27 protein-coding genes and 3 pseudogenes are annotated in these 20,925 nt (G+C 68.5%); 17 read left to right on the top strand and 13 right to left on the bottom strand.

The genetic code is table 11. The annotated features are described in order from the left end of the window. Positions 1-20: 20 nt before the first annotated feature. The 3 genes from ACFYWX_RS32045 to ACFYWX_RS32035 all read left to right on the top strand — a co-directional run bounded on the left by ACFYWX_RS32045 (position 21) and on the right by ACFYWX_RS32035 (position 1,632). The gene (locus ACFYWX_RS32045) at positions 21-212 is read left to right on the top strand and encodes an AsnC family protein (RefSeq protein ID WP_389428112.1); all 192 of its coding nucleotides are present in this window, start codon (positions 21-23) and stop codon (positions 210-212) included. A gap of 2 nt (positions 213-214) precedes the next feature. Further along, a complete protein-coding gene (locus tag ACFYWX_RS32040) occupies positions 215-496 on the top strand; it encodes an Lrp/AsnC ligand binding domain-containing protein (protein WP_389428110.1) in 282 nt (93 codons plus the stop codon). Between the two features lie 266 nt (positions 497-762). Further along, positions 763-1,632: a recombinase family protein gene (locus tag ACFYWX_RS32035; RefSeq protein ID WP_389428075.1), complete on the top strand. Its 870-nt coding sequence runs from the start codon at positions 763-765 to the stop codon at positions 1,630-1,632. Positions 1,633-1,663: 31 nt separating this feature from the next. Here the strand turns inward: ACFYWX_RS32035 and ACFYWX_RS32030 are convergent, their stop codons facing one another. The 3 genes from ACFYWX_RS32030 to ACFYWX_RS32020 form a co-directional block, all read right to left on the bottom strand. Continuing rightward, complete coding sequence (locus tag ACFYWX_RS32030; RefSeq protein ID WP_389428073.1) at positions 1,664-1,960, bottom strand: DUF6417 family protein; 297 nt, start codon at positions 1,958-1,960, stop codon at positions 1,664-1,666. A 260-nt stretch (positions 1,961-2,220) separates the two neighbouring features. Next, on the bottom strand, positions 2,221-4,374 hold the full coding sequence (locus ACFYWX_RS32025; RefSeq protein ID WP_389428071.1) for a PP2C family protein-serine/threonine phosphatase: 2,154 nt from the start codon (positions 4,372-4,374) through the stop codon (positions 2,221-2,223). Between the two features lie 664 nt (positions 4,375-5,038). Further along, positions 5,039-5,647 (bottom strand): TetR/AcrR family transcriptional regulator, encoded by a 609-nt coding sequence (locus tag ACFYWX_RS32020; protein WP_389428069.1) that lies wholly within the window; start codon positions 5,645-5,647, stop codon positions 5,039-5,041. A 46-nt stretch (positions 5,648-5,693) separates the two neighbouring features. Between ACFYWX_RS32020 and ACFYWX_RS32015 the strand changes: the two genes are divergently transcribed. Then, positions 5,694-6,158: an SRPBCC family protein gene (locus ACFYWX_RS32015; RefSeq protein ID WP_389428067.1), complete on the top strand. Its 465-nt coding sequence runs from the start codon at positions 5,694-5,696 to the stop codon at positions 6,156-6,158. Positions 6,159-6,334: 176 nt separating this feature from the next. Then, entirely contained in the window at positions 6,335-6,490 is a 156-nt protein-coding gene (locus ACFYWX_RS32010; RefSeq protein WP_389428065.1) for a hypothetical protein, read from the top strand. Positions 6,491-6,497: 7 nt separating this feature from the next. Here the strand turns inward: ACFYWX_RS32010 and ACFYWX_RS32005 are convergent, their stop codons facing one another. Beyond that, on the bottom strand, positions 6,498-6,893 hold the full coding sequence (locus ACFYWX_RS32005; RefSeq protein ID WP_389428063.1) for a hypothetical protein: 396 nt from the start codon (positions 6,891-6,893) through the stop codon (positions 6,498-6,500). 402 nt (positions 6,894-7,295) lie between these two features. Here ACFYWX_RS32005 and ACFYWX_RS32000 point away from each other — a divergent pair, with 402 nt between their 5' ends. Next, the gene (locus ACFYWX_RS32000) at positions 7,296-7,943 is read left to right on the top strand and encodes a hypothetical protein (protein ID WP_389428061.1); all 648 of its coding nucleotides are present in this window, start codon (positions 7,296-7,298) and stop codon (positions 7,941-7,943) included. Between the two features lie 240 nt (positions 7,944-8,183). Here the strand turns inward: ACFYWX_RS32000 and ACFYWX_RS31995 are convergent, their stop codons facing one another. Then, complete coding sequence (locus tag ACFYWX_RS31995) at positions 8,184-8,561, bottom strand: fic family toxin-antitoxin system, toxin component (RefSeq protein ID WP_389428059.1); 378 nt, start codon at positions 8,559-8,561, stop codon at positions 8,184-8,186. Continuing rightward, positions 8,561-8,800: a hypothetical protein gene (locus ACFYWX_RS31990; protein WP_389428057.1), complete on the bottom strand. Its 240-nt coding sequence runs from the start codon at positions 8,798-8,800 to the stop codon at positions 8,561-8,563. Before ACFYWX_RS31990 ends, ACFYWX_RS31995 begins: the two co-directional genes overlap by 1 nt. A gap of 147 nt (positions 8,801-8,947) precedes the next feature. On the opposite strand from ACFYWX_RS31990, the pseudogene ACFYWX_RS31985 reads away from it, so the two are divergent. From ACFYWX_RS31985 to ACFYWX_RS31975, 3 genes and pseudogenes are all read left to right on the top strand, one after another. Further along, positions 8,948-9,124 (top strand): annotated as a pseudogene (locus ACFYWX_RS31985) (nucleotide sugar dehydrogenase); the annotation flags it as partial. Positions 9,125-9,214: 90 nt separating this feature from the next. Continuing rightward, positions 9,215-9,559 (top strand): UDP binding domain-containing protein, encoded by a 345-nt coding sequence (locus ACFYWX_RS31980; protein WP_389428109.1) that lies wholly within the window; start codon positions 9,215-9,217, stop codon positions 9,557-9,559. Between the two features lie 102 nt (positions 9,560-9,661). After that, a pseudogene (locus tag ACFYWX_RS31975) lies at positions 9,662-9,760 on the top strand (helix-turn-helix domain-containing protein); the annotation flags it as partial. Here ACFYWX_RS31975 and ACFYWX_RS31970 read toward each other — a convergent pair. Further along, a pseudogene (locus ACFYWX_RS31970) lies at positions 9,730-10,049 on the bottom strand (class I SAM-dependent methyltransferase); the annotation flags it as partial. The pseudogenes ACFYWX_RS31975 and ACFYWX_RS31970 sit on opposite strands and share 31 nt — an antisense overlap. Before the next feature lie 203 nt (positions 10,050-10,252). Here ACFYWX_RS31970 and ACFYWX_RS31965 point away from each other — a divergent pair. Then, positions 10,253-10,651, top strand: a complete 399-nt coding sequence (locus tag ACFYWX_RS31965) for a nuclear transport factor 2 family protein (protein ID WP_389428055.1) — start codon at positions 10,253-10,255, stop codon at positions 10,649-10,651. A gap of 62 nt (positions 10,652-10,713) precedes the next feature. Here ACFYWX_RS31965 and ACFYWX_RS31960 read toward each other — a convergent pair whose 3' ends face one another. Next, positions 10,714-11,991, bottom strand: a complete 1,278-nt coding sequence (locus ACFYWX_RS31960; protein ID WP_389428053.1) for an MFS transporter — start codon at positions 11,989-11,991, stop codon at positions 10,714-10,716. 170 nt (positions 11,992-12,161) lie between these two features. Here ACFYWX_RS31960 and ACFYWX_RS31955 point away from each other — a divergent pair, with 170 nt between their 5' ends. The 4 genes from ACFYWX_RS31955 to ACFYWX_RS31940 all read left to right on the top strand — a co-directional run bounded on the left by ACFYWX_RS31955 (position 12,162) and on the right by ACFYWX_RS31940 (position 14,465). Then, the gene (locus tag ACFYWX_RS31955) at positions 12,162-12,386 is read left to right on the top strand and encodes a hypothetical protein (protein WP_389428051.1); all 225 of its coding nucleotides are present in this window, start codon (positions 12,162-12,164) and stop codon (positions 12,384-12,386) included. A 57-nt stretch (positions 12,387-12,443) separates the two neighbouring features. Next, entirely contained in the window at positions 12,444-12,629 is a 186-nt protein-coding gene (locus ACFYWX_RS31950; protein WP_389428049.1) for a hypothetical protein, read from the top strand. A 566-nt stretch (positions 12,630-13,195) separates the two neighbouring features. Continuing rightward, positions 13,196-13,729, top strand: coding sequence for a transposase (locus ACFYWX_RS31945; protein ID WP_389428047.1), 534 nt, complete (start codon positions 13,196-13,198; stop codon positions 13,727-13,729). A gap of 88 nt (positions 13,730-13,817) precedes the next feature. After that, positions 13,818-14,465: a Ku protein gene (locus ACFYWX_RS31940; RefSeq protein ID WP_389428045.1), complete on the top strand. Its 648-nt coding sequence runs from the start codon at positions 13,818-13,820 to the stop codon at positions 14,463-14,465. Positions 14,466-14,773: 308 nt separating this feature from the next. Here ACFYWX_RS31940 and ACFYWX_RS31935 read toward each other — a convergent pair whose 3' ends face one another. Together ACFYWX_RS31935 and ACFYWX_RS31930 are read right to left on the bottom strand one after the other, a co-directional pair. Then, entirely contained in the window at positions 14,774-15,376 is a 603-nt protein-coding gene (locus tag ACFYWX_RS31935) for a hypothetical protein (RefSeq protein WP_389428043.1), read from the bottom strand. Positions 15,377-15,461: 85 nt separating this feature from the next. Next, positions 15,462-16,214: a hypothetical protein gene (locus ACFYWX_RS31930; RefSeq protein WP_389428041.1), complete on the bottom strand. Its 753-nt coding sequence runs from the start codon at positions 16,212-16,214 to the stop codon at positions 15,462-15,464. A 216-nt stretch (positions 16,215-16,430) separates the two neighbouring features. On the opposite strand from ACFYWX_RS31930, the gene ACFYWX_RS31925 reads away from it, so the two are divergent. Further along, complete coding sequence (locus ACFYWX_RS31925; protein WP_389428039.1) at positions 16,431-16,895, top strand: hypothetical protein; 465 nt, start codon at positions 16,431-16,433, stop codon at positions 16,893-16,895. A 64-nt stretch (positions 16,896-16,959) separates the two neighbouring features. On the opposite strand, the gene ACFYWX_RS31920 is transcribed toward ACFYWX_RS31925, so the two are convergent. The 3 genes from ACFYWX_RS31920 to ACFYWX_RS31910 form a co-directional block, all read right to left on the bottom strand. Next, positions 16,960-17,316: an SgcJ/EcaC family oxidoreductase gene (locus ACFYWX_RS31920; RefSeq protein WP_389428037.1), complete on the bottom strand. Its 357-nt coding sequence runs from the start codon at positions 17,314-17,316 to the stop codon at positions 16,960-16,962. Between the two features lie 18 nt (positions 17,317-17,334). Further along, positions 17,335-18,399, bottom strand: coding sequence for a GDSL-type esterase/lipase family protein (locus ACFYWX_RS31915; RefSeq protein ID WP_389428035.1), 1,065 nt, complete (start codon positions 18,397-18,399; stop codon positions 17,335-17,337). 143 nt (positions 18,400-18,542) lie between these two features. Beyond that, positions 18,543-18,692, bottom strand: coding sequence for a hypothetical protein (locus ACFYWX_RS31910; RefSeq protein ID WP_389428114.1), 150 nt, complete (start codon positions 18,690-18,692; stop codon positions 18,543-18,545). On the opposite strand from ACFYWX_RS31910, the gene ACFYWX_RS31905 reads away from it, so the two are divergent. Next, the gene (locus ACFYWX_RS31905) at positions 18,640-19,278 is read left to right on the top strand and encodes a hypothetical protein (RefSeq protein ID WP_389428033.1); all 639 of its coding nucleotides are present in this window, start codon (positions 18,640-18,642) and stop codon (positions 19,276-19,278) included. The genes ACFYWX_RS31910 and ACFYWX_RS31905 overlap by 53 nt on opposite strands. Next, positions 19,275-20,915: an MATE family efflux transporter gene (locus ACFYWX_RS31900; RefSeq protein WP_389428031.1), complete on the top strand. Its 1,641-nt coding sequence runs from the start codon at positions 19,275-19,277 to the stop codon at positions 20,913-20,915. Before ACFYWX_RS31905 ends, ACFYWX_RS31900 begins: the two co-directional genes overlap by 4 nt. The last annotated feature ends 10 nt before the right edge of the window (positions 20,916-20,925 follow it).

Raw genomic sequence — 20,925 nt, 5'->3', positions numbered from 1 at the left:
CGATCCGGTTTACGCCCACCATGTACGACCGCATCGACCGGGCGATCCTGGACCACCTCCAGCGCCACGGACGCACCCCCAACGTCGACCTCGCCGAGGCCGTACGCCTGTCCCCTCGTCCTGCCTGCGCCGCACCAAGGCGCTGGAGGAGGACGGCGTCCTGGCCGGCTACCGGGCCGATCTGGACCGCGAGCGCCTTGGCCTCGGGCTGACGGTGTTCCTCTCCCTCAAGGTCGAGCACTCCCGCACCACCTCCCAAGTGGTCGAAGAGGCACTCAAGGCGATCGAGCACGTGGTCGCCTGCCACGTGGTCTCCGGCGATGCCGACTTCTTCGTCGAACTCGCCGTGCCGGACCTGCGCACCTTCGAAAAGGTGCTCACGGACCAGATCCTGGCCATCGGTCCCGTTCGCGACGCCCGCAGCACCTTCTGCATCCGCACCGTCATCGACCGCGGCCCGCTACCCCTCAACTCCTGGCCCGCCCCGCGTGCATGACCGGACGACACGGCTTCATGCGCTTGAGGAACACCGGGATTCCCCGGCCCGAAGATGAAGCAGTAAGCCGATCGCCGCAGCGGCCAACTGAAGTACTCAATGGCACCGTCCTGCACATGGCCAAGCCGTCCGCCCAGCAGACCGTGTTTCATAGGTGATCGCTCATGAAACACCCGGCCGCCCGGCGGTTCACCTGCGGCGATCATGTTTCATGAGTCGTTGCAATGACTGGACGATCGAAAACAGTCACATGAAACAGTTTGGGTGTGACCGACGACTTCAAGCGCGTGGAAGCCCACGACTGCCCGATGTCTACCTGCGCCGCGCCGGCCGGCTCGCCGTGCCGCACCGGCAAAGGCATGGTGGCGGTGCAGTACCACACGGCCCGCTTCCGTCTCGTGCCGCAGCTCGCCAAGGCGCTCAACGTGCCGACCCCCGCCGTTCGGAAACCGGGATCGGCGTGGACCGAGCTTCCCCGGCCCGCCCGTGCCGGCGCCGAACTGGTCGGGCACGTCCGCCTCGGCTATGCCCGCGCCTCGACCGCGCGGCAGACTCTGGACGCGCAACTGGACTCCCTCGCCGAGGCCGGGGTAACCCGTGTCTTCTCGGAGAAGATCTCCACCTGCGCACGCACGCGCCCCGACTTGGAGGCCGCCGTGAAGCTCGCCGGGGAGATCCGCTCGTCCGGCGTCGCCGTCACCCTCGTCGTCCACGAGCACAAACGCCTCGGCCGCGGCATCGAACTCGCCATGCTCGCCGAGGAACTGAAGGCGAGCAATGTCGGCCTGGAGTTCCTCACTGGAGAGCTGAAGGGCTCGCACGATCCCTCCGGCATCGTGTTCACCGTGCTCGCCGCGATGTCCGGCATGGAACGCGAGTACATCCGAGACCGCACCCTCGAAGGCCACGAGTCCGCCCGCAAGCGTGGCAAGACCACCGGCGGCGCGGGCGTGACCGACGACGACATGCTGTCGATGGCCCTGCACCTGCGCGACCAGGAGATGAGCCTGCGCGACATCGCCAAGCAGCTCGTCATCACCACCGGCGCGAAGAAGGGCCAGCACCCCTCACCCGCCACCGTCATGCGAATGCTGCGCGAGCACGACGAGCAGGCCGCCGCTTTCGTGGAGGCATGATCACCTCGCTACTTTGCGGCTGGTGGCTGAGCTAGGACTTCGGGGCCGTGTCCCGGTGGGACGGCCGCACATGACCGAACGCCGCACTGCCCGTTGTGTGAGCGCCTCGCCATCGCCGGCGCGGTCGGCTGCTCTTCTTGCGTGCGGCGTTCTCGTGCGCGAACCGGTCCGCCTCCGGTGAGAGCAGATGGTCGTCCTCAGCGACAGTCAGCAGGAGCCCGAGCAGACCGTGCGCCTCCTCATGCGTCAGCAGGGCCAGCCGTGCGGCGGGGTGGTCCACGGGTGCGACGTCGATCTCGTCCAGATCGTGGCGGTCGTAATCGTCCATGACCGGGGCAACGCCACCCCGGCCAGCTGTTCACGCGCAAGCCGCATCGCGCGTAAAGCCCTGGCCGGGCGAGGGCACCGGCCGGTGCTGCAGAAGTGTGGTCGTGGAGGGCGTTCGCCTACGCGGCGAGAAGCTCTGCAAGGCTTCAGCCCAACGGCCGGGTTTGCCCGGAATAGCGGCTACGCATGGAAACTGCTGCAGCACGGCGCTTGTCCACTGATCTGGCAGGGCGAGCGATCGGGCCCGGGCGCCGGCGGGCTTCAGGTGCTTGCGCGAGGGGCCGGCTCGATGCGCAGCAGCAGGAGGGCGGTGTCGTCGGTGCGATCGTCTGAGGGCTGGGCTTGGTCGATCAGCGTGTCGGCGATGTCCTCGAGCTGGTGGCCGGCTTGGGAGAGGGCTGTGATGAGGGAGGTGAGGTTGCTGTCGTGGTGGGTGCCGGGGGCCTCGATGAGTCCGTCGGTGTAGAACGCGAGGACAGTGCCGGGGTGCAGGGCGACGTCGGTGGTGGGATAGGCGGCTGTGGGATCGGCCCCGAGCAGTGGTCCCGGGGGCACAGGGAGGATTTCGGTGTGCAGGTCGGGGTGGCGCACCAGGGGAGGGTGGTGTCCGGCGGTGGCCAGGCGGGCGCGGTGGTGTGCCAGGTCGAGGTGGGCGTACAGGCAGCTGGTGAGCAGGTCGGGGTCGAGGTCGGTGAGCAGCCGGTTGGTGCGGGCGAGGATGTCTCCAGGGGCGGCGCCGGCGACGGCGTGGGCGTGGACGGCGCTGCGGACCTGGCCCATGAGGGCGGCGGCACGCACGTTGTGGCCTTGGACGTCGCCGATGACGGCGGCGACCTCGGTCGGTGTCATGCGGATGAGGTCGTAGAAGTCGCCGCCGATGTCCATGCCGTGGCTGGCGGGGAGGTAGCGCGCGGCCCGGTCCAGACAGGGGATCTTTGGCAGGTTGCGGGGCAGGAGCCTGGCCTGGAGGCCGTGTGCGAGCTGGTGTTTTGCGTCGTACAGGCGTGCCCGGTCCAGGGCCTGGGCGATCAGGGTGCCGAAGGTGGTGAGGGTGAGGCGTTCCTCGGTGGTGAAGGGGTGGGGCTGGTCGTAGCCGAGCACGCAGGTGCCCACGGGCTGCCCAGAGGCGGCCAGGGGCAGAAAGGCCCAGGCGGCCATACGGTCGTCCGCCCTGGCCTGGGCGGGAGATGCCTGCGTCAGCTCCTTCCGGGAGGCGAAGAACGACGGCGTCCCGGTGGCCAGGCCCGGTATGCCTGGCGTGTCCGCGGTCAAGGGTCTGTGGTCGAGGCGGCGCAGCCACTCGGTGGTGAAGCCGCGGGCGCCAAGGATCTGCACCCTGCCGGCTTCCGGGACGAGCAGTGCGAAGGCCTGGGCGTCGAAGGCGAGGAGCAACTGGTCGGCCACCACCTCGACGACGTCGTGGACGTCCACGGTTTCGGTCAGGGCGGCGGCCACGTGCATCAGGTGGTAGATCGCGCCCGGCCTGGTGGGCTCGGCCGACCGGGCCTCGGAAGGGCGTGGGTCCGGGGGACGGTGTTCGGGCCGGGTGGTGGTGATGCGCACGCTGACGCCGGTGGGGTCCGGGTAGAGCTGGAAGAGCAGGCACCCGCCGGCGGGCCGGGTGGCGGTGAACGAAGTCGGCCGCTGGCTGATGACCGTATCCCGGTGCTGGTGCTCGTAGCCCGGCTCGCCCAGCCATGACAGGGCCTCCCACAGCCGGGCGCCCAGCAGACGCGGGATGCTCTCGCCCACGAGATCGGCTGCGGTGCGGTCGATGAAGGTGATCCGTCCTTCCGGGTCCAAGGCGCATCCGCCCTCGGGAAGGCGGGTGACGAAGTCCACCACGGCGTGGTCCTCGGCCGGGCCTTCCGCATCGCGGGGTGCCGGAGGCAGGTAGCGGGGCTCGGGTGCAGGCACGAGAGGGTGTCCGGCTTCAGCGGTGTCCTCGAGCAGTCTGGTGAGGCGATCAGCGGCGGCGCCGATTGTGTGGCGCTCGACGCGGCTGAGCTCGGGCGGCCTCCCGTGCGGCCAGACCAGCACCATGGCCCCCCACACGGTGGTCCCCGTGGCGAGGGGGGCGAAGGCCGTGGCATACGGATACGGAAGGAGCATGAGGATCTGTGGATAGCGACGTGCGTAGTCCTCGCCCGAACCGATCCACACCAGGCGCCGCTCGCGTACCGCATCGACTGTCGGACTCGGAATCGCAGCGGTCAGACTCAGGCGCTGCAGCGGCTTGGCCCACTCCGGAGGCGCTCCGCTGGCCACCTCCAGGCTCAGGACCTCGCCGCCGGGCTCCGCCAGATAGACCGCACCGATGTGCGCGCTCAGACGCTCCATGATCCAGGCGAGGGTCTGGTCAAGCAGATACCGTACGGCGGCCTGCTCGAGGTCCTCGGCAGTGTGATCCGTCATATGCACTCCAGCACCACAAGACCCTTATCAGAAGAATATGCCGAATACGCCGACCGTCATTCCGGGTGGACCCGCCGTTCGCGAAGGCGTCGCTGTGACGGCAGCACAAACGGCGCGGTCGCCGAGCCTTTCAGTCATCTGACCAGCACCTGGGGTTCGAAGCACCCACTGAAGCCCGGGCCCTCTAGGGCACCGGCCGGGGCAGGAGGGTGTGGTCGTGAACGGCGGTCGCCTACGCGGCGAAAGGCTCTGCGGGGCTTCAGCCGAACGATCGTCCCTCGCAGGCAGTGGGTGAGGCCTGGGGACACCGTCCCCTTCACCATCACGCCCGCTCCGCTCCCGCGGGCATTCCCGCCCCGACCGGACAGGCCCGCGAGCTCCCGTCCCGGCTCGGGGGAAACACGGGACGGGAGCTCACCACCCATCTTCCTCGCATCGCGGCCGTACTGCTGCCTTTAGGGCGCTGCGTGGTCTGCGGCTGACGCTCCCGCGTCCCGGCGCGGGCTGGTTCATGGCATCCCGGACCGGTGCACGGGGTACGGGCCGCTGACCTGCGGTGTCTCATGAAAGAACTAGGACATCAGTCGGTCGGCCTGCGGTTGGTGAGATCCCGCAGGGCGGCCGGCAGGACTCTGCAGGGACGGGAGTGAGTGGCCAGACTTGGTCACTCCGGGCCGTAGTACAGCCGGAGGAACTCCTCCATCGCCGCGTCGACGCCGGCGCGGTCGCCAGTGGCGAGCAGGTCGAGCAGCAGACCGCGGACGGTGGCGAGTCCCAGTCTCGCGCGGTTCCGGGCCGCGAAAGGGTCCGCGCCCGCGGTGACCTCGGCGGATACGAGCGGTTCCAGCCAGTCCGCCACGAGCCCTTCCAGGATCGGGACGGCCTCGGGGCGGCCCCGCAGCGCGTACCCGCAGATTTCGAAGAAGAGCCGCTCCTGACCGGCCAGCCGAGGGTCCGTCAGCTGCTGCCAGAGGAGCCGCGCGACATCAGCGGGCGAGAGGCCGGGCTCCGTGCGGAGCCGTGACAGCAGATCGCGCTGGCGCCGCTCCGACGTCCGGACTATCTCGACGAGCAGCTGTTCCTTGGTGCCGAAGTAGTGGATCAGCATGCGATGGCTGACACCGATCGCGGCGCCAAGGCGGCGCAGGCTCAGGTCCGCGATGCCGTATGCCGCGACGTGGTCGACGGCCGCGTCCACCAGTTGAGCGCGCCGGTCCCCGCCCGTGCCGTGCGCGGCCTCGCCCTCGGGATGCGAGTCATCCGTATTCACCACATCGCAAGTGTACCAATTGGTACATGACCTATGTACCGTGTGGTACATGAGGTCTGTCACCGTGTCGATCAATGTCCCGCACACACCCGAGCAGGTCTACGACTTCCTCGATGTCATGACTCACCACGAGCGGTTCACGAACCACTATCTGACCGACTGGCGCTACAGCGGGCCCGGCCGCGGCATAGGATCGTGCGCCACTGTCACCGCCGCGCTGGGTGGCGTGAAGACCGACGTCACCATCGAGGTCATCGAGGCCGATGCGCCGCGGCGCATCGTCGAACGGAACGTCAGCGCGGCCGGCCGGCGCATGGCCCGCGGCATCTACACCATCGAACCGCTGCGAGCCGGCGGGACCCACGTCTCGTTCACGTACGCCTGGGTGCTCGCCCCTCTCGCCGACCGCCTGCTGGCGCCTGTCATCCGGGCCACGATGCGGCGCGCCAACCGCACGGTCATGCGGCGCCTGGCCGCCGAGCTGGCTCACCATGTGTCCGCTGCCGGATCCTGACCTTGGCGGGCTGGAGCAGTGACGAAGCAGTGCTGGAACGCTGTCTGGCTCACGGCGAAGCCCATCGGACCGACAGTCCCCACGTGATGGTCACCCGTTAGACGAAGTCCGGCCGGGGCCCGGCGTCCACGGCCTATGTCAGTCACGTTCTGGATGCCTGCGGCTTCCCGCCCCGAATGATCCGCTGCACTCGACTGCTCGACCTGGTCAACACCATGGGCCCCAAACTCGTCGCCGCCGGGTTCGGTATGGATCCCGAGGCCACCATGTTCTATCTGTCCGACCGCGCCGACGAGACCCGCTTGTCAGGGTGGGCGACAACCAAGGATTGACCTCTGGTCAGAGTTCGTAGGGGTAGAGAGCGATCTTCTCGCGCTCGATGAAGAGCTCGACCCAAGTGCCGGCGACATATTCGGGCAGCGGATCACCAAGGTCCAGCAGGATATGCGTGCCGTCCAGGTCCAGCAGGGCGGCACCGTCCTCTGTGAGGCTCAGTCGGCCCCGCAGCACAACGCAGTGCCCGCCAGTCCGGAGCCCAGGACCGATACCAGCAGCCGACTTCGCGTTCCGCCCCCAGACGATGTCCTCGTCGATGGTCCACTCGACGTGGTACTCGCCAGGCTCTGCGGCCCGATCCCCGCACCAGCGAACTGCGGTGTGACCAAACGAGGTTCGGACATCGGCCAGCCAGGAGGTTCCGGGAAACCTCGCGACCTTCACCAGTTCGATCAGCACGGGTCGATCATGCAGTATCCAAGGCGCCACCGGAACCCATGAAGTTTCGGTGCCGCCTGGCACAGGTTCGCCGGAACATGCGCCCTTTACTGAAACTTTCGTTCGAGGCTATGGTCACGCTGTTCTTCTCCTCCCGTTCCGTTAGAACGTGGAAACCCTCCGAGTGGGGCAGCGTAGGACGTCACGGCCAGTTCGCAGGCCCCGCTTGCGGCCCACGTATGTTTGAGGCCAGATCGCGACGCACGCTGGAGGAGAACAACTTGCTCCGCTTGTCCGTACTATCTACGGGCAGGTCTCCGCGCGTTGGCTCGATTCCGTCGTCCCGCAGACCTCCGCCCGGGAAGCACACGTGTTTGCAGGCTCTGCACCTTTGGCCCTGAACCGAGGAAGGTTGTGCGCCGCATGTCTGAGAACGCCTCCATCACCGAACTGACATCGCAGTACACCGCTCAAGTGACCGCCGATCTCGAACGCAACGCCAAGGAACAGGAACGCATCGGCAGCGAAATCGCCGCGCTGCAGGAGCAGTTGGCGGCCCTCCAGCGTGACCACACGGTGTTGGTCAGCATTCAGCGTGCGATCGACGCGGCACCGGCTCCCGCTGAGCGTGCGGCTGGATCTGACAGCGTCACGGTGCCCACCCCTCGCAAGAAGACAGCCGCGCAAGCCTCGAGCGGCAGGCGGGAACGGACGAAGAAGGCCGCAGCCGAGCCGCATCCCTCCCCGGCAGGCAAGCCGGCTGCCCGCAAGCACGGAGGCAGGATCACCGCAGCGAAGAAGACGGGACAGCCGACGCTGGTCGACTTGGTCCGCCGTCACCTCGCAGAACAGAGCGAACCGCGCTCGGCGGCGGAGGTCGCCACAGCCCTCGGCCAGGACCATCCGGAACGCGGTATCAAGACAAACGTTGTGCGCACCACGATCGAAGGGCTGGTCGCCAAAAGCCAGGCTCAGCGCACCAAGCAGGGCGCCTCCGTCTTCTACACCGCTCCCGACGCCCCGGAACAGGCCGCCCAGAGTGAGCAGCAGCCGGCACCAGCTGATGCCTGACAGCGCCGCAGCGCACGCCTTCGTCTGCCGATGTGGCTGAGCAAGGAGGTCCTGACCGTCTGCCCCGGGCTCGACGCCGGCGCACGGCACGTCTGCGACTTCGCCAATGATGCGTGAACTGCGCGGTTTCTCCGGAAGGCGCCTCGGTATGCGGCCGGGCACGTTCGTACAAGGGCTCAACCACTTTGCGCGGCCGGTATTATGTCCGGCGCCCGAGCAGTGATGCCGGGCCTGCGGGCGTCAGGTGGCGGTGGGCCAGGTTCGCAGCAGGGCGGCGATCTTCCTGACGGTGCAGGTGGGGTCAAGGAGCAGGTCCTTGAGGGCGACGGCGTCCTCGCGGGCAGGTTTGACGGGAATCCCGGCGGCTTCGAGGTACATGACGCCCGTGGCGGCGGCGACAGCCATGTTGGAGCGCTCCAGCCAGCGGCACCGGCCCAGCGTGTGCACCAAGGCGGCGGCTTTGGCGTAGGGACCGTCGTAGACGGGCTGCTCAAACAGCTCGGCCCGGTGGCGGGCGACCGCCGAGACCGGAACGCCGTAGTCGTCAGGGGCCGGATCGTTCGCCCCGGCCGCCTCGGCGACCTGCAGGATCCAGGGAACGTCGATGTGCAGATCCATCAGGCCGCGCGCGCTCCCCGAGGCGCCTGCTGGGCGTCTTCAGCCTCATCGAAGACCGCCTGGTGTTCAGTCAGGAAACGGGCGGCCGCATCCACCGCACGGGCGCGCAGGCCGCTGGCATCATCCTGCACAAGCCTGGCGAGGTAGTCACCGATGCTCAACCCCAGGTCGGCGGCGCGCTTCTTCGCGAGTTCCGCAACGTCCTCATCTACACGCGCGCCCAGCTGTGTCTTCGCCATACCAGCATGGTAACAGCCGTTACCACGATGTGGGGGTGACAGCAGCAGGAGCGGCGGTCTCGTCCGTCCAGTCCCCGTCGAAGAGGGCGGCGATCATGCGCTCGTGATCAGCGTCAAGCTGCCCGGCCCGGTGCTTGGTGCGAGCCTTGGCGAGCCAGGCTCCGATCCATGCTGCGGGCTGTCGGGCTCGACCATCGTCTGGGCAGTCACTTCCTGCGGCCGGGGATCGGCTGGGGCGGTTCCTGCTTCCCGAAGGATTCCGAGGCGCTGCGGCAGCTGGCCAGCAACACCGGCTTCCACCCGCCGCTGCTGTCGGCGGTGATCGACGTGAACAACATCCAAAAGCGCCGGGCGATCCAGAAGCTGAAGGACGAGATCGGTGACCTGGCCGGCGCGCGGGTGGCGCTGCTGGGGATGGCGTTCAAGCCGGGGACGGACGACATGCGCGAGGCGCCGTCGACGGTGCTGGCCGCGCGGCTGCTTGCCGAGGGCGCTGAGGTGCGGTGCTGGGATCCGCTGGCACGCCCGGACAAGGCGGAGCTGTGGACGTCTGCGGTCCGGTACGCGAGCCCTGAGAAGGCGCTGGAGGGGGCGGACGCGGCGGTCGTGGTGACGGAGTGGCCGCAGCTGCGGGATGCGGACTGGGCCCGCGTGGCCCCGACGATGCGGCGGCCGGTGGTGTTCGACGGCCGGAACCTGCTGGAGCTGCGGCGCATGCGGTCACTCGGATTCACATACATGGCGGTGGGCCGGCCGTAGCGGGGCCGCCGCGGGAAGCAGGCTGCCCCGGCCGGGATGGAAGGTTGTCCGTTCCGGCCGGGGCAGCGGTTGCAACCGCAGTTCCTCGTGACGTGTCCATTCGAGATCGGCCTGGCCTGCTTGGACCCTCGGTGGGCGGGAGGCCGTCCCCGCCGACTCAGCCCTGACGAGGAGGACTTCGTCGTGGCGACGGCCACCACCTGCCGGACGCCGGCCGCGGAGGCCTGCTCCAGCAGGTCGTCGAGGAACTTCGTCCTGATGATGATGGAGAACCTCACGCCCAGCCAGCGCCGCCGGGAGGCCTCGTCCCCGCGCGGCGGCAGGGCCGAGTCCGGCCCGAGCCCGCCGGCGGTGGCGAAGGCCAGCGCCAGCGCCAGCGGGTCATGGAACAGACGTTCTCCCGCGCGGTCTCCAGGGCCCGTACCTGGGCCGCCCCGACCGCCGTGGCCCACACTCCGGACGGCTGTACCCGCCCCCGCTCCTCAGCCATCGCAGCAGCCTAGTGCGGTGGCCGGATAGGCCCACCGCACTAGACGTGCCGACCAGGCCGGTGAACCTGATTAGTTCTCTTCCCTCGTCGCAGCGATGGCCTTTTGACGTCCCCGCCGGACGGCGGCGTTCAGATCTGCAGGGGTGGGGAAGGCGCGGTTGGCAAAGGTTCGTGCGCCGCAGTCTGATCAGGAAGGCCACACCATGGCAGACACCGCACAAGCGACAGCCGTCCCTGGCTGGGTCCTGGAGTTCATGGACGCCATCGACACCCTGGAGTTCGGCGAGGGCTTCGCGCCACTGACCGACAACACCGACATGTACTTCGGCACCGCGCACATCCACGGCGTCGAGGCCATCAAGGAGTTCTTCGTCAAGATCGACGCGCCGCTGATCATCAGCCATGAGGTCCTGGAGTTCTGGACCGCGGGCGACGGCGTCCGTCTGCTGCGCGGTGAGGCGGCCATGGCCAAGAAGAGCGAACCGGAGCGGGTGGTGCGCGCCCCCTTCATGCACATCTTCTACCTCGACCGGGAAGAGCCGGCGCGCATCCGGACACTCCGTGTCACCGCGGGTCCGCTGCAGACCGACGCCGTGATGTGACCCGGCTCAGGGGCAGGCCCCACAGACACGGGGGTACGAGCCCGGCGCCGTCGTGGTGGCCGCTAGGTTTGCTCTACCGTGCGATGACCGTTTGCGGCTGACGGCTGATCGTCTGGTGTCAGGCGGTTGATGCGATACACATCTGGGACGCAGAGGTTCAGGACAGTCGCAGCAGCAATCATTCCTGCGCAGGTCAGCAGCACTGCCTGGCTGCTCCATGAGTGGGCCGCAAGGGCGGTGATGAGGTAACCGACGGGGATGGCCAGGCGTTCCCCGACACCGTTGAAGGCGCTCATGCGACCCTGTTCCGCCTGAGGCACGCGCTGTTGGAACGCAGTGGTCCAGGCGACGATCGCGATATCGAGCCCGACCCCTGCCAGTGCAGCGGCCAGCAGGACGAGAGCCAGCGGCACCGTGCAGGCCATGGCGGCCAAGGGGAGCGCGAGAGCACCGGCCGCGGCGACCGCGACCGTAAGCAGCCGGTACGGCTTCCAGCGCAGACAGACGAGGGTCCCCGCCAGCAGACCGCACGTGAAGGCCGCCTGGATCAGGCCCCAGTCGCGGGCGCCCGCGTACTCCGCCGCGGCCACGAGCGGGCCGAGAAGCTGGAAACCCGCCAGCCACGCAGCGACCAGGACCGTGCCGGCAGCCGTATAGGTCCACAGCCAGGTACGCGACCAGAAGCCCACCCAGCCCGCCCGCAGATCCCTCAGGACACCGCCAGTTGTGACGAGCGGGGCATCCAGACGCAGGCCGAGAAGCAGGACGGCCGCGACGGCGAACGTGAACGCATCCCAAGCCAGTGCCCATGCCGCGCCGCTCGCAGCGACGATGACACCGCCAACCACTGGACCCAGTACCTTGACCGCGTTGCTCGGCAGCCTGAGCAACGCGTTGGCCTGCTGCAGGTGCTGCTCCGGAACGATCTGCGCAACGGCGCCCTGCGCAGCCGGCACGATGAACGACGACGCCGTTCCCGAGACGAAACCGCATGCTGCGATCGACACTGTCGTCGCATGTCCGGTGGCCACGGTGGCGGCCAGCGCACCCTGCGCGCCGGCCGCCAGCAGATTCCCCATGAAGAGGAGCCAGCTGCGAGACAGGCGGTCCGCGAACAAGCCGCCCACGAGCAGGAACACGATCGTGGGGACGGTGTTCGTGGCAAGCACCACACCAAGAGACCCCGCTCCACCGCCCTGTTCAATGACAGCGTAGGCCAGGGCAAGAGGGGCCATCGCAGACCCTGTCGCCGAGATGAGATTGGCCGACACGAACCGCCGGAAACCCACGATCTTGAACAGCGTGCTGATCGGCTTCGGTAACTCGTCAGCGGTTTTCATGATCTCCCCAGGGCTCGGCGCAGCGAGCACCCTAGTGCAGAAGCGCGCCGCACCGAACGTCAGTGACCAGAGTTGGCCGACACCCCCTCACCTCCGCAAAGACCAAGCACCACGCTTCCACCAACAGCGAGTTCGGCCACCCGCACGCAATGGCGGGCCCTGCCCCAGCTGTGAATAGCGCAGCTTTCGAACACTGCTGCTTCACCAGTAGAGCCGAGACGACCGAGGCGATCGTCGGCGCGGTCACGGGAAGCCCGGCCGCTCCCCACACCCTGCTGCTCGGCAGCTACGACGACGGACACCTGCGGTACACAGGCCGCACCACCAACCTCACCCAGGCGGCCAGTGGCAGACTCGTCGGCCTGCTCGCCCCGGCCTGGCGCGGCCATCCCTGAACGGGCTGCTCGTTCTCCGCCGGGTGGGGCCGCCGGGAGAAGCTGAACGTCACGCTGGTGGAACCCGAACTGGCCGTGGAAGTCGGCATCGACGTCGCCCGCGACGCCTCCGGCCGGTGGCGTCACCCGCACGCCTGCACCGCGCCCGCCCCGACCTCTCCCCCGCCGACATCCCCACATGACGTCGCCGCCGCACTGACGGCGGCACGGGCGCGGCGGCCCCGCCGACGCGCAACCAGCTGAGCGCGCCCCGATCCCCTCGCCCGCCGCCCGGGATGGCGCACGTCGGGTATGCCTCGAACCCGGCGTTCACCGCGGAGGTGGATTTCAGCTTACGTGTCCGTCTCTGCACTGATCCCATGATGCTGGTGCGCTGGCACGCGGGGCGCAGGAGGGGGGAAGGGGGTAGGCAAACGCAGCGCGCAGGCGACGCTGAGAAGGGTAGCTGCAGCCACCACGAGGGTAATGACCGCAGGACTCGCGTAATTCAGGAGGGCGCCATCCCCGGCCGCCCCGCCGACCGATCCGAAGTTGTAGCCGGAACTGATCCAGGAATTGGCTTCGGTCTGTCGGTGAGCCAGGAGCTGATCCACAAGCAGGTAGGCGATGACGAACAACGGAGTCATCGCGAGGCCTACTGCTGGGACGGCCAGCCATCGAAGAGGTGTGTGCATGGTGGCTCCGACCACAGCGGCGGTGTTGATGTGGCCTGTGTCAGCCGCAGCGGCAGGAAGGAGCACGCCCAGGCTGCCACCGACCAGACACCCGTACGAGGCGTTGCGTGACCCGGACCCGGGCCACGGCCCCCGGTGCGCACCCCGAGCTCCGACTGGTGCCACACCGCCGACGGGCTGAACCCGGCGCCGCGGGACAAGCAGCTCAGCCAGCGCTTCGAGACCCTGGAGGCGATCACACGTAGGCGACAGCACTCGCGCCAGAACACCGCCGCGGCGAGGGCCCTCTACGGCGGCCTCAGCCGATGGCGGATCGACGTCGCCCGGCTGCGGCGCGCGCTGGCCTCGATGCCGTTGCCGAGGGCGGCGGACGGACGGATCGTGCTGGCAGCGGACGTCTCACCGTGGCTGCGTCCGGACTCCAACGCCTGCCCTGACCGGTCGTTCTGCCACACAATCGGCCGGGGTGAGGGCAAGCACCAGATGGTGCCCGGCCGGCCGTACTCGATCGTGGCCGCGCTGGAGACCGGCCGCACCTCGTGGACAGCGGCGCTGGACGCGGTCCGCCTCCGGCCCAGCGCCGACGTCGCCGCGGTGACCACGGACCAGATCCGCGAGGTCGTCGAACGGATCATTGCCGCGGGCCAGTGGAGATCTGGACGGGTGTGATCACATTCGGGCTGGTCAGCGTGCCGATCAACGTGCAGTCGGCCACCGAGTCCACAGCATCCAGTTCCACCAGTACCACTTGGAAGACATGGGCCGAGTCCGGGTGCGGAAGGTGTGCGAGGTCGAGGACCGCGAGGTCAGCCAGAGCGAGATTGGCAAGGGCTACCAGCTCACCAAGGACCAGGTCATCCCCATCACGGACGATGAGCCGGCGAACATGCCGTTGCCGACGGCCAAGGCGATCGAGATCCGGGCATTCGTGCCCCTGAAGCCGATCGACCCGATCCAGATCGGGGAGGGCTACTACCTCCAGCCGAGCGGGCAGGTCGCGGCCAAGCCGTACAAGCTGCTCCGCCAGGCCCTGGGCCGCTCGTCGAAGGTCGCCATCGCCAAGTACGCGTGGTCGGGGCGGGAGCGGCTGGGCCTGCTGCGGGTGCGGGACGACGTGATCCTCCTGCATGCCATGCGCCGGCCCGACGAGATCAGCGACCCGACCGAGCTGCTCCCACCGCCCGTCGAGGTGTCCGACGACGAGATCGAGGGTGCGCTCGCCCTCATGGACACCATGACCCGCGACGACCTCAACGACGCTGAGTTCCGCGACACGTACACAGAAGACCTGGCGCAGATCATCGAGGCCAAGCGCGAGGACCGCGAGCTGCCAGAGGCGCCACAGCCAGAGCAGCCAGCCGCGGTACTCGACCTGATGGCCGCCCTGAATGAGTCCGTGGCCTAGGCGCGACAGTCCCGCAGCGAGTCCGATGCCCCGACCCCAGCCCAGAAGACGCCCTCTGGGGCACAGCCGGCGAAGCAGACCACGAAGAAAGCCGCGGCGAAGGAAGCGGCGGGGCGCCGTCCGCGGAGCGCCTGAGCCAAGGAGCACACATGTATCGCGGCCAGGAACGCCGTGCGAGACACGGCACGGGTCACGCCGACCCCACCGTCTCGGGGACGAGGCCGGCGACGATCGTGAGGGTGACGATGCCCACCATGGCGGTGCGGGTTCGGCTGCGGATTGTGCGGCGTTTGCTCAAGGCCTGCTCGTTAGTCCCCCAGGTTTTCTGGCGGCACGGTCGCTGTCACCGCTGCGGGCAGCTGGCCATTCAGGATTTCCTGGCGTGGCAGTGACAGCCCGAAGCGCTGCTGCAAGGCGGTCAGGGTCGCACGCAACGAGTCGAACTCCTCGCTCACGTCATCATCGAGAAGTCCGGCTTCTTCGAACGCCGGGAGCAGGAACGCCATGCCCTCGTCTGGGGTGTCACCGATGTCGAAGCGACCGACCGTTTGGCCGTCGCGGTAGTACCAGCACTCCCTGGGCGGGTCGTCCGGCTTCGGGGTCAGGTGCAAGACTTCGACCCCGCCTGCGGAGACGTCGGGGTGAGCCCACCAAGCCTTGGAGGGCCAGCCCTGCTCCACCGCATATGACCAGCCCGCGCATTCACCGAAGCGGGCCACGCGGGCTGATTCGCGGTCGTTGAACGTCAGCCGCTCGGCCTCGGCGAAGGTGATCGGGTCGAGCACTTCTCCGGGCCGGGCGCCGAGCCGGACAACGAGGTCGCCTGGGCCGATGCCGCGTGCGAAGGTGACGAACAAGATGGGGGCGTCTCCGCGCCAGGCGTCGGTCAGCCACGTGATGCCGTCGCTCAATGTCTTCTCCTGGTTTCAGGGGTGCGACTGGGGCGGGAGGGTGCGGCCGCCCCGCCCCCAGTCTGCGTCGTGTCCTACCAGCCGGTCACGGCTTCGGAACGGCGCACGACACAGTCACCTTGGACGCGTCGCAGTGCGCGAACTCAGGGAAGGCCACCCAGTACTCGTCCTTGTCCAGCAGACGGTACTTCGATGCCGAGGAGAACGTTCCGGAGAACGGCTGCATCGACTGGGTGTTCTGGTAATTCGACATCGACGAGCGTCCGCAGACTTCCTTCCACGTCGGAGAAGCGGTACGCATGTCGTCGTACAGCCTCCAGTCGCCCGTCGCGATGCGGGAGGCGTAGGTCTGCACGCAGTCGTTGCCGGTGTCTACCTCGTTCATGCCGCCCAGGGAGGCGGGCATACCGCCCGAGTTGTAGGAGCCGGCGTAGGCGAACTCATCGCAGCTGTCGGTGTCGCTCGTGTCGATCGGGGTGGTGTCGAGGTTGCCGTAGGTCTTGGCCCAGCCATCCGGGCAGATGACCTTCCGGTTCAGATCCGAATCCCGCACGGACGCAAGCAGGTACTTGATCGGCTTACCCACTGCCTTGCAGCCGGGGTGGTTGGGCAGCTTCGACTGGATCAGCCAGGCGTGCGCGACGGCGGCCAGCGTCTTGGCGAAGTTCATCACCCAGGTCGGCTTGGACGTCGTTTGGTACGGGGCTTCCTGTCCCGCGTGCACGCCAAGATGTACGTCCGGCCGGAGTTCATCGCCGTCCCCGAAACGGACCCCGGCCTTCACGACATCGGCGCTGGTGGCCGCGGTGAAGTACCCGGCCTTCGTGGCGATGCGCACGGGCGGGCGGTCCGGACCGGGGGCAGGAGGGTCTGCGCCTGCCCGGTGGCGTAGTTGGGGGCGGTATCCACTTACCGCAGGCGGGAGGCGACCGCACGGGGCAGCCGCCTCCGGGTGGCTTTGTTCACGAGTTCCCTCAGCCCTCGTTCGCCGAGGTGGAACAGGCGCTTACGATCGCCGCGATGACCAGTCGTCTGTCGCTTCGAGGGATCTCTCATGGCCGAACTTGTCCTGCAGCAGCACCTGAACGCCGATGTGGGTTATCACGCATTCGGGTTCCAGGAGTCTGATGACGCCGAGTTGCCGGTTCCTTTTCCAGACGGCTTCGCGCGGGGCGTGTTCCTCAACGCCTTTCCGGGGCGCCTGGACATCTACAGCGCCGGTCACACGCACACCGCCTCGGTCGACGTCGAGGTGTGGAACGGGCAGCCGCCCGCACAGGACCGCGCGGCGTGGGACGAGCAGGCCGAGGCCGACTTCGAGTCGGCCAGCGGTGAGGTCGCGGTGTGGTCGATGAGTCTGGGACGCACCGAAGAGGTCTTCGCTCTCGGCTCGCCAGGCCTGTGGCGGGTTCGGGTGAGCTGCGCCGGCCGAACGGAGGCCGCTGCCCTGTCGGAAGAGGATGGGACCGGCGTGGGCGTGGAGAGGTACCTGGTGCAGTGTTGGCCCGCCCGCCCCTGAGCGCGGCACGGCGGGGGCGGCCGGTGGAGCCGCCACCGCTCGTGCCCGTCTCAGGAGACGATCTTCACGATGAAGGCGTCGTTGTCGTCCAGCCCGTCGATGACGCGGTTCTTGGCGTAGAAGCTGAGCAGGATGCTGCCGCCCGCACCGCCGCCATATCCGGCCGGATGAAGACCACGTGCAGCACCTCGTAGGTCAGCACCTCGTAGGTCACCGTCGTGTCTTTCATCCCCCCGGGCAGCATCTGGTGCGTGAACGCCGAGATCTCGTCCCGCCCGTCGAGCCGCTTGCCGTGGCCCGTCGTCCAGATCGCGTCCTCGCAAAACAACGACACGAACTCGCCCGGGAGTTCGTTGCGCTGGGAGTGCTCGATCGTGGCGACGACCTGCGCGATCGCTTCGAGGTCCGTGTCCGTATCCATGCGGATCATCATGAAATTTCAAGCGGACTTGGGGTCAGACGTCGAACACGTGGCCGTCGCCGAAGGCGTGCCCGCCGCAGCCGGCGTACTCGCGAGGAAGCCGAAGGTGGTGCTCGCCCCCACCGCCACCGTGCCGTTCCACCCGGCGTTGCGCACCGTCGTCCCGGTCAGCGCGCCGTTCCAGACCTGGGTGAGCCGGCTGCCCGTCGGGAGTACGAGGGTCACCGCCCAGGAAGAGATCGCCGCCGTGGACGAGGTGTTGGTGACCGTTACCTCACCCTGGTAGCCGCCCTGCCACACCGACACCGCCCGGAAGGCCGCCGAGCAGCCACCGCTCCCGGGGTCCCCGGGGTCCCCCGGGTCGCCCGGGGTGAGCAGGGCCGCCAGCGCCGGGTACCAGCGGGCCGCCATCTTGGCGTCGCCGGAGGCGTTGGGGTGGACGCCGTCGTAGGTGTCGGTGGCCGTGTCGAAGCCCGTCCACTGGTCGACGACGGTGACCGGCGACTGCGCGGTGGTGATGCCATGCGCCCAGGCCGGAATGCGCTGGTTGAAGGCCACCGTACGAGCGGCGCACTCGGCACAGCTGCTCGGGTTGATCGGGATGAGCTGGGCGACCAGCACCTTCATCCCCGGGTTGCTGGCCCGCATCTGGCCGACCAGCTTGGTGTACGCGGCGAGGATGGTGTCCGGCGCGATGCTGCTCCAGACGTCGTTGGTGCCGAAGTGCATGACAACGATGTCCGGCTGGGTCGCCGCCAGCCAGCCGGGCAGCAGGTTCTGGTCGGCTGTGGCGGTGGCCTGGAAGCCGCCGTGGCCTTCGTTGTCGGCGTCGTGCGTGAGGGCGCAGCTCTGGGCGTTCAGTGTGCCGACGAAGTCGATGTCGGTGTAACCAGCGTTCTGCAGCTGGTTCCAGAGGAGGGAGCGCCAGCAGCCCGGGGAGCCGGTGATGGAGTCGCCGAGCGGCATGATCCGTACCGGGGTCGCGGCGGCGGCGGACGGGGCGCCGGCCAGGCCGAAGCCGGCGGCGAAGGCGAGCAGGGCGGCCAGGAAAGTGGCGAGGAGGCGGTGGTGTCTGCTGCGCACGGGGTGTCCTTCCCGAGGTGGGCGGGAGTGGGAGTGCGAGTGGGGTACGCACATATGGGAGCGCTCCCATACATGCGTATTGTTCATCAAGCCACCGTTGTCACTAACACGTCAATAACCCGGACAGGCCCGGACCAAGTCCGTCACGGCGCGAAGAACGCCGCCACCTCGGCCTCCGAGACCTCCCCCAGCGTCGCCGGGGCCCAGCGCTGGCTGCGCGCGACGGGGAAGACCATCGGGATGGTCACCGTCGAACCGGGCTCGTCACGGGGCGGTACCGAGGTGTCGTACACCCTTCTGCCGAAGTGGTGGGGGCGCGGCCTGGGGCGGGAGGTCGTCGCCGCCGCAGCCGAATGGGCGCGCGCTCTTCCCCGCGACAATCCGTGTGGCCGTGACGCAGAGCGCGAACACGGCGTCCCGGCGCGTACTGGAGGCCGTCGGCCTGGTGATGAGCGGCGAAGTCGTCGAGTACGGCGAGCGGGCAGTCGGTGTATCGATCCCTCTTGCGACCATCAGCGATACATGGCCGGTCGGGGTGGGAAGGCCGCTGGCGAGATTATCGGCCGTACGGACTCTGGGGCTCGTCACGGAGGATCGTTTAAAGAGCCGTGCGGAGCAGCTCGCCCGCCCCGATGGGAGGTCAAACGGCGGGGCACGCGGAGCCCCACGAGGTGGGCGGCGGCTGCCTCTTCTTCGGAAGAGGAAGTCGAGGTGCACCCTCAGCACCTTACGGGCGCCTTCATGCCGGTCATCGTGGCGGGACCACACAGCGGCCATCGCGGCCGTCGCCACGAGAAGGACCCAGCGGTTCTGCTGGCCGTCGCCGCACTCGAGCGCCGGCTCACCGGAGCGCTCCAGCACGGCGCTGACATCCAGTGACGCAGCGGCGAGGGGCGTCCGCCCCAGCGCAACGCTGTTCGATACATCAGCGGCAGAAGGGCACCATGACGAAGTCCAGGGAGACGACGGAACCGAAGAAGAGCGCGGAGCGACCGGAGAGCGCCGTAAGACGCATCGCCGGCGCGGCTCTTCCCCTCTATCTGACGATGATCTCCTCGTCAGCCGGGGCCCTTGTCGACACGGCGGTGCTCGGGCAGCACACCACGGCATCGCTCGCCGCCTTCACCGTCGCCATGGCCGTGTTCACGCCGTCCACCGCGGCGGTGAACGGCGTGATGCGCGGTGTCATGCCGTTCGTGGCCTCCCATCACGATGATCCGGACGTACTGCTGCCGACCGTACGAAACGGGACCTGGCTCGCGATGGTAGTGGGCACCGTCGCGGCCGTGGCTGTGCTCTGTGGTCCGTTCATAGGCGCGTTGACGGGGGTACCCCGCGCCGTTCTCGACGACCTGGGCTGGTTCCCGGCGCTGCTGGCCTGCAGCCTGGTGTGCACCGCGGTCGCTTCGTCGGCCGTCTCCGTCCTGGTCGGACTGGGACGGGGGAAGCTCGTCATGCGGGCGGGCCTGTGGGGCACGGGGACGGCGGTCGTGGTGTCCCTTCTGCTCGTGCCGGGTGCCGGCCCGCTTCCTTCTCTCGGGCTCACGGGAGCCGGCGTGGCCATTTTTGCCTCCAACGTCATGACCGCGGCTGTCGCCCAGATCTCGCTGCGCCGCTCGACGGTGCTGGCGGGGTACTCGTTGAACCCCGGCATGCCGGTACTCCGGGACACGCTGGCGCTGGCCAAGGTGGGCCTTCCGCTCGCCGGGACTGTGCTGATCAAGTTCGCCGTACTCGGTGTTCTGGGGTTCGCCGCCGCCAGGCTCGGTGCCGGGGCGCTTGAAGGCCACACTCGGAAATTACCGAGTCCCGCCGGGAGGACGTGGATAGCCTCAGCATGCGAATCGTCCAACGGGGAGGGGCAGGGCATGCCGGGGCAGGACTGGATCGCACGTGCGGGAGAGTTGTTCGAAGCGGCGATGTTCGGCGGGGACACGTCCGCGCTGGAGCGGTCCGATGACGCGCTGGACGCGATCGAGGCACCGCTCTCCATGGCGCGGGGAAAGGTGTTGCACGTCCGCTTCCTGAACGACCGCGAAGAGAACAGCCAGGAACTGGTGCTGTTCGAGCGCGCGGCCGAGTTGTACCAGCGTATCGGGGACGCGTCGGGTGAGGCGGACGCGTTGTTCTGGGTCGGCTGCTGGCATCAGGTGGTGAAGGGCGATGGCGCCACCGGCAAGCCCTACTTCGAGCGCTCATACGCGCTGGCGAAATCCGTCGACGACCGGATGACGATGTCCTACGCGATACGCCATCTCGGCTTTGCCGACAAGGATGCAGGCCGGTTCGATCAGGCCCGCGAGCGGTTGACCGAATCGGTGACGCTGCGCCGGGAGATCGGCTTCAGGCCCGGGGAAGCAGCCGGCCTGGTGGCGCTGGCCTACCTCTCGGCCGAGACCGGCGACCGATCGGCGGCGCACGACCACCTCGATGAGGCCGAGTCGGTCGCCGAGGGGTGCGGTGCCAAGGCCGTGTTGGGGTGGATCGCACATGCCCGCACGCTCATCCGCCCCTAGAAGGTCCAGC

The organism is Streptomyces sp. NPDC002888, assembly GCF_042888465.1.
In the GTDB taxonomy this organism is placed as follows: domain Bacteria; phylum Actinomycetota; class Actinomycetes; order Streptomycetales; family Streptomycetaceae; genus Streptomyces.
This window is presented reverse-complemented; position numbering and strand designations above follow the sequence as displayed.

What these genes read in the sequence shown, in the direction of transcription:
- ACFYWX_RS32045 (WP_389428112.1), top strand. Translation starts at nt 21, where the DNA reads ATGTACGACCGCATCGACCGGGCGATCCTGGACCACCTCCAGCGCCAC.
- ACFYWX_RS32030 (WP_389428073.1), bottom strand. Translation starts at nt 1,960, where the DNA reads ATGGACGATTACGACCGCCACGATCTGGACGAGATCGACGTCGCACCC.
- ACFYWX_RS32025 (WP_389428071.1), bottom strand. Translation starts at nt 4,374, where the DNA reads ATGACGGATCACACTGCCGAGGACCTCGAGCAGGCCGCCGTACGGTAT.
- ACFYWX_RS32015 (WP_389428067.1), top strand. Translation starts at nt 5,694, where the DNA reads ATGAGGTCTGTCACCGTGTCGATCAATGTCCCGCACACACCCGAGCAG.
- ACFYWX_RS32010 (WP_389428065.1), top strand. Translation starts at nt 6,335, where the DNA reads ATGATCCGCTGCACTCGACTGCTCGACCTGGTCAACACCATGGGCCCC.
- ACFYWX_RS32000 (WP_389428061.1), top strand. Translation starts at nt 7,296, where the DNA reads ATGTCTGAGAACGCCTCCATCACCGAACTGACATCGCAGTACACCGCT.
- ACFYWX_RS31995 (WP_389428059.1), bottom strand. Translation starts at nt 8,561, where the DNA reads ATGGATCTGCACATCGACGTTCCCTGGATCCTGCAGGTCGCCGAGGCG.
- ACFYWX_RS31990 (WP_389428057.1), bottom strand. Translation starts at nt 8,800, where the DNA reads ATGGCGAAGACACAGCTGGGCGCGCGTGTAGATGAGGACGTTGCGGAA.
- ACFYWX_RS31980 (WP_389428109.1), top strand. Translation starts at nt 9,215, where the DNA reads ATGGCGTTCAAGCCGGGGACGGACGACATGCGCGAGGCGCCGTCGACG.
- ACFYWX_RS31965 (WP_389428055.1), top strand. Translation starts at nt 10,253, where the DNA reads ATGGCAGACACCGCACAAGCGACAGCCGTCCCTGGCTGGGTCCTGGAG.
- ACFYWX_RS31960 (WP_389428053.1), bottom strand. Translation starts at nt 11,991, where the DNA reads ATGAAAACCGCTGACGAGTTACCGAAGCCGATCAGCACGCTGTTCAAG.
- ACFYWX_RS31940 (WP_389428045.1), top strand. Translation starts at nt 13,818, where the DNA reads ATGGGCCGAGTCCGGGTGCGGAAGGTGTGCGAGGTCGAGGACCGCGAG.
- ACFYWX_RS31925 (WP_389428039.1), top strand. Translation starts at nt 16,431, where the DNA reads ATGGCCGAACTTGTCCTGCAGCAGCACCTGAACGCCGATGTGGGTTAT.
- ACFYWX_RS31920 (WP_389428037.1), bottom strand. Translation starts at nt 17,316, where the DNA reads ATGGATACGGACACGGACCTCGAAGCGATCGCGCAGGTCGTCGCCACG.
- ACFYWX_RS31905 (WP_389428033.1), top strand. Translation starts at nt 18,640, where the DNA reads ATGGTCACCGTCGAACCGGGCTCGTCACGGGGCGGTACCGAGGTGTCG.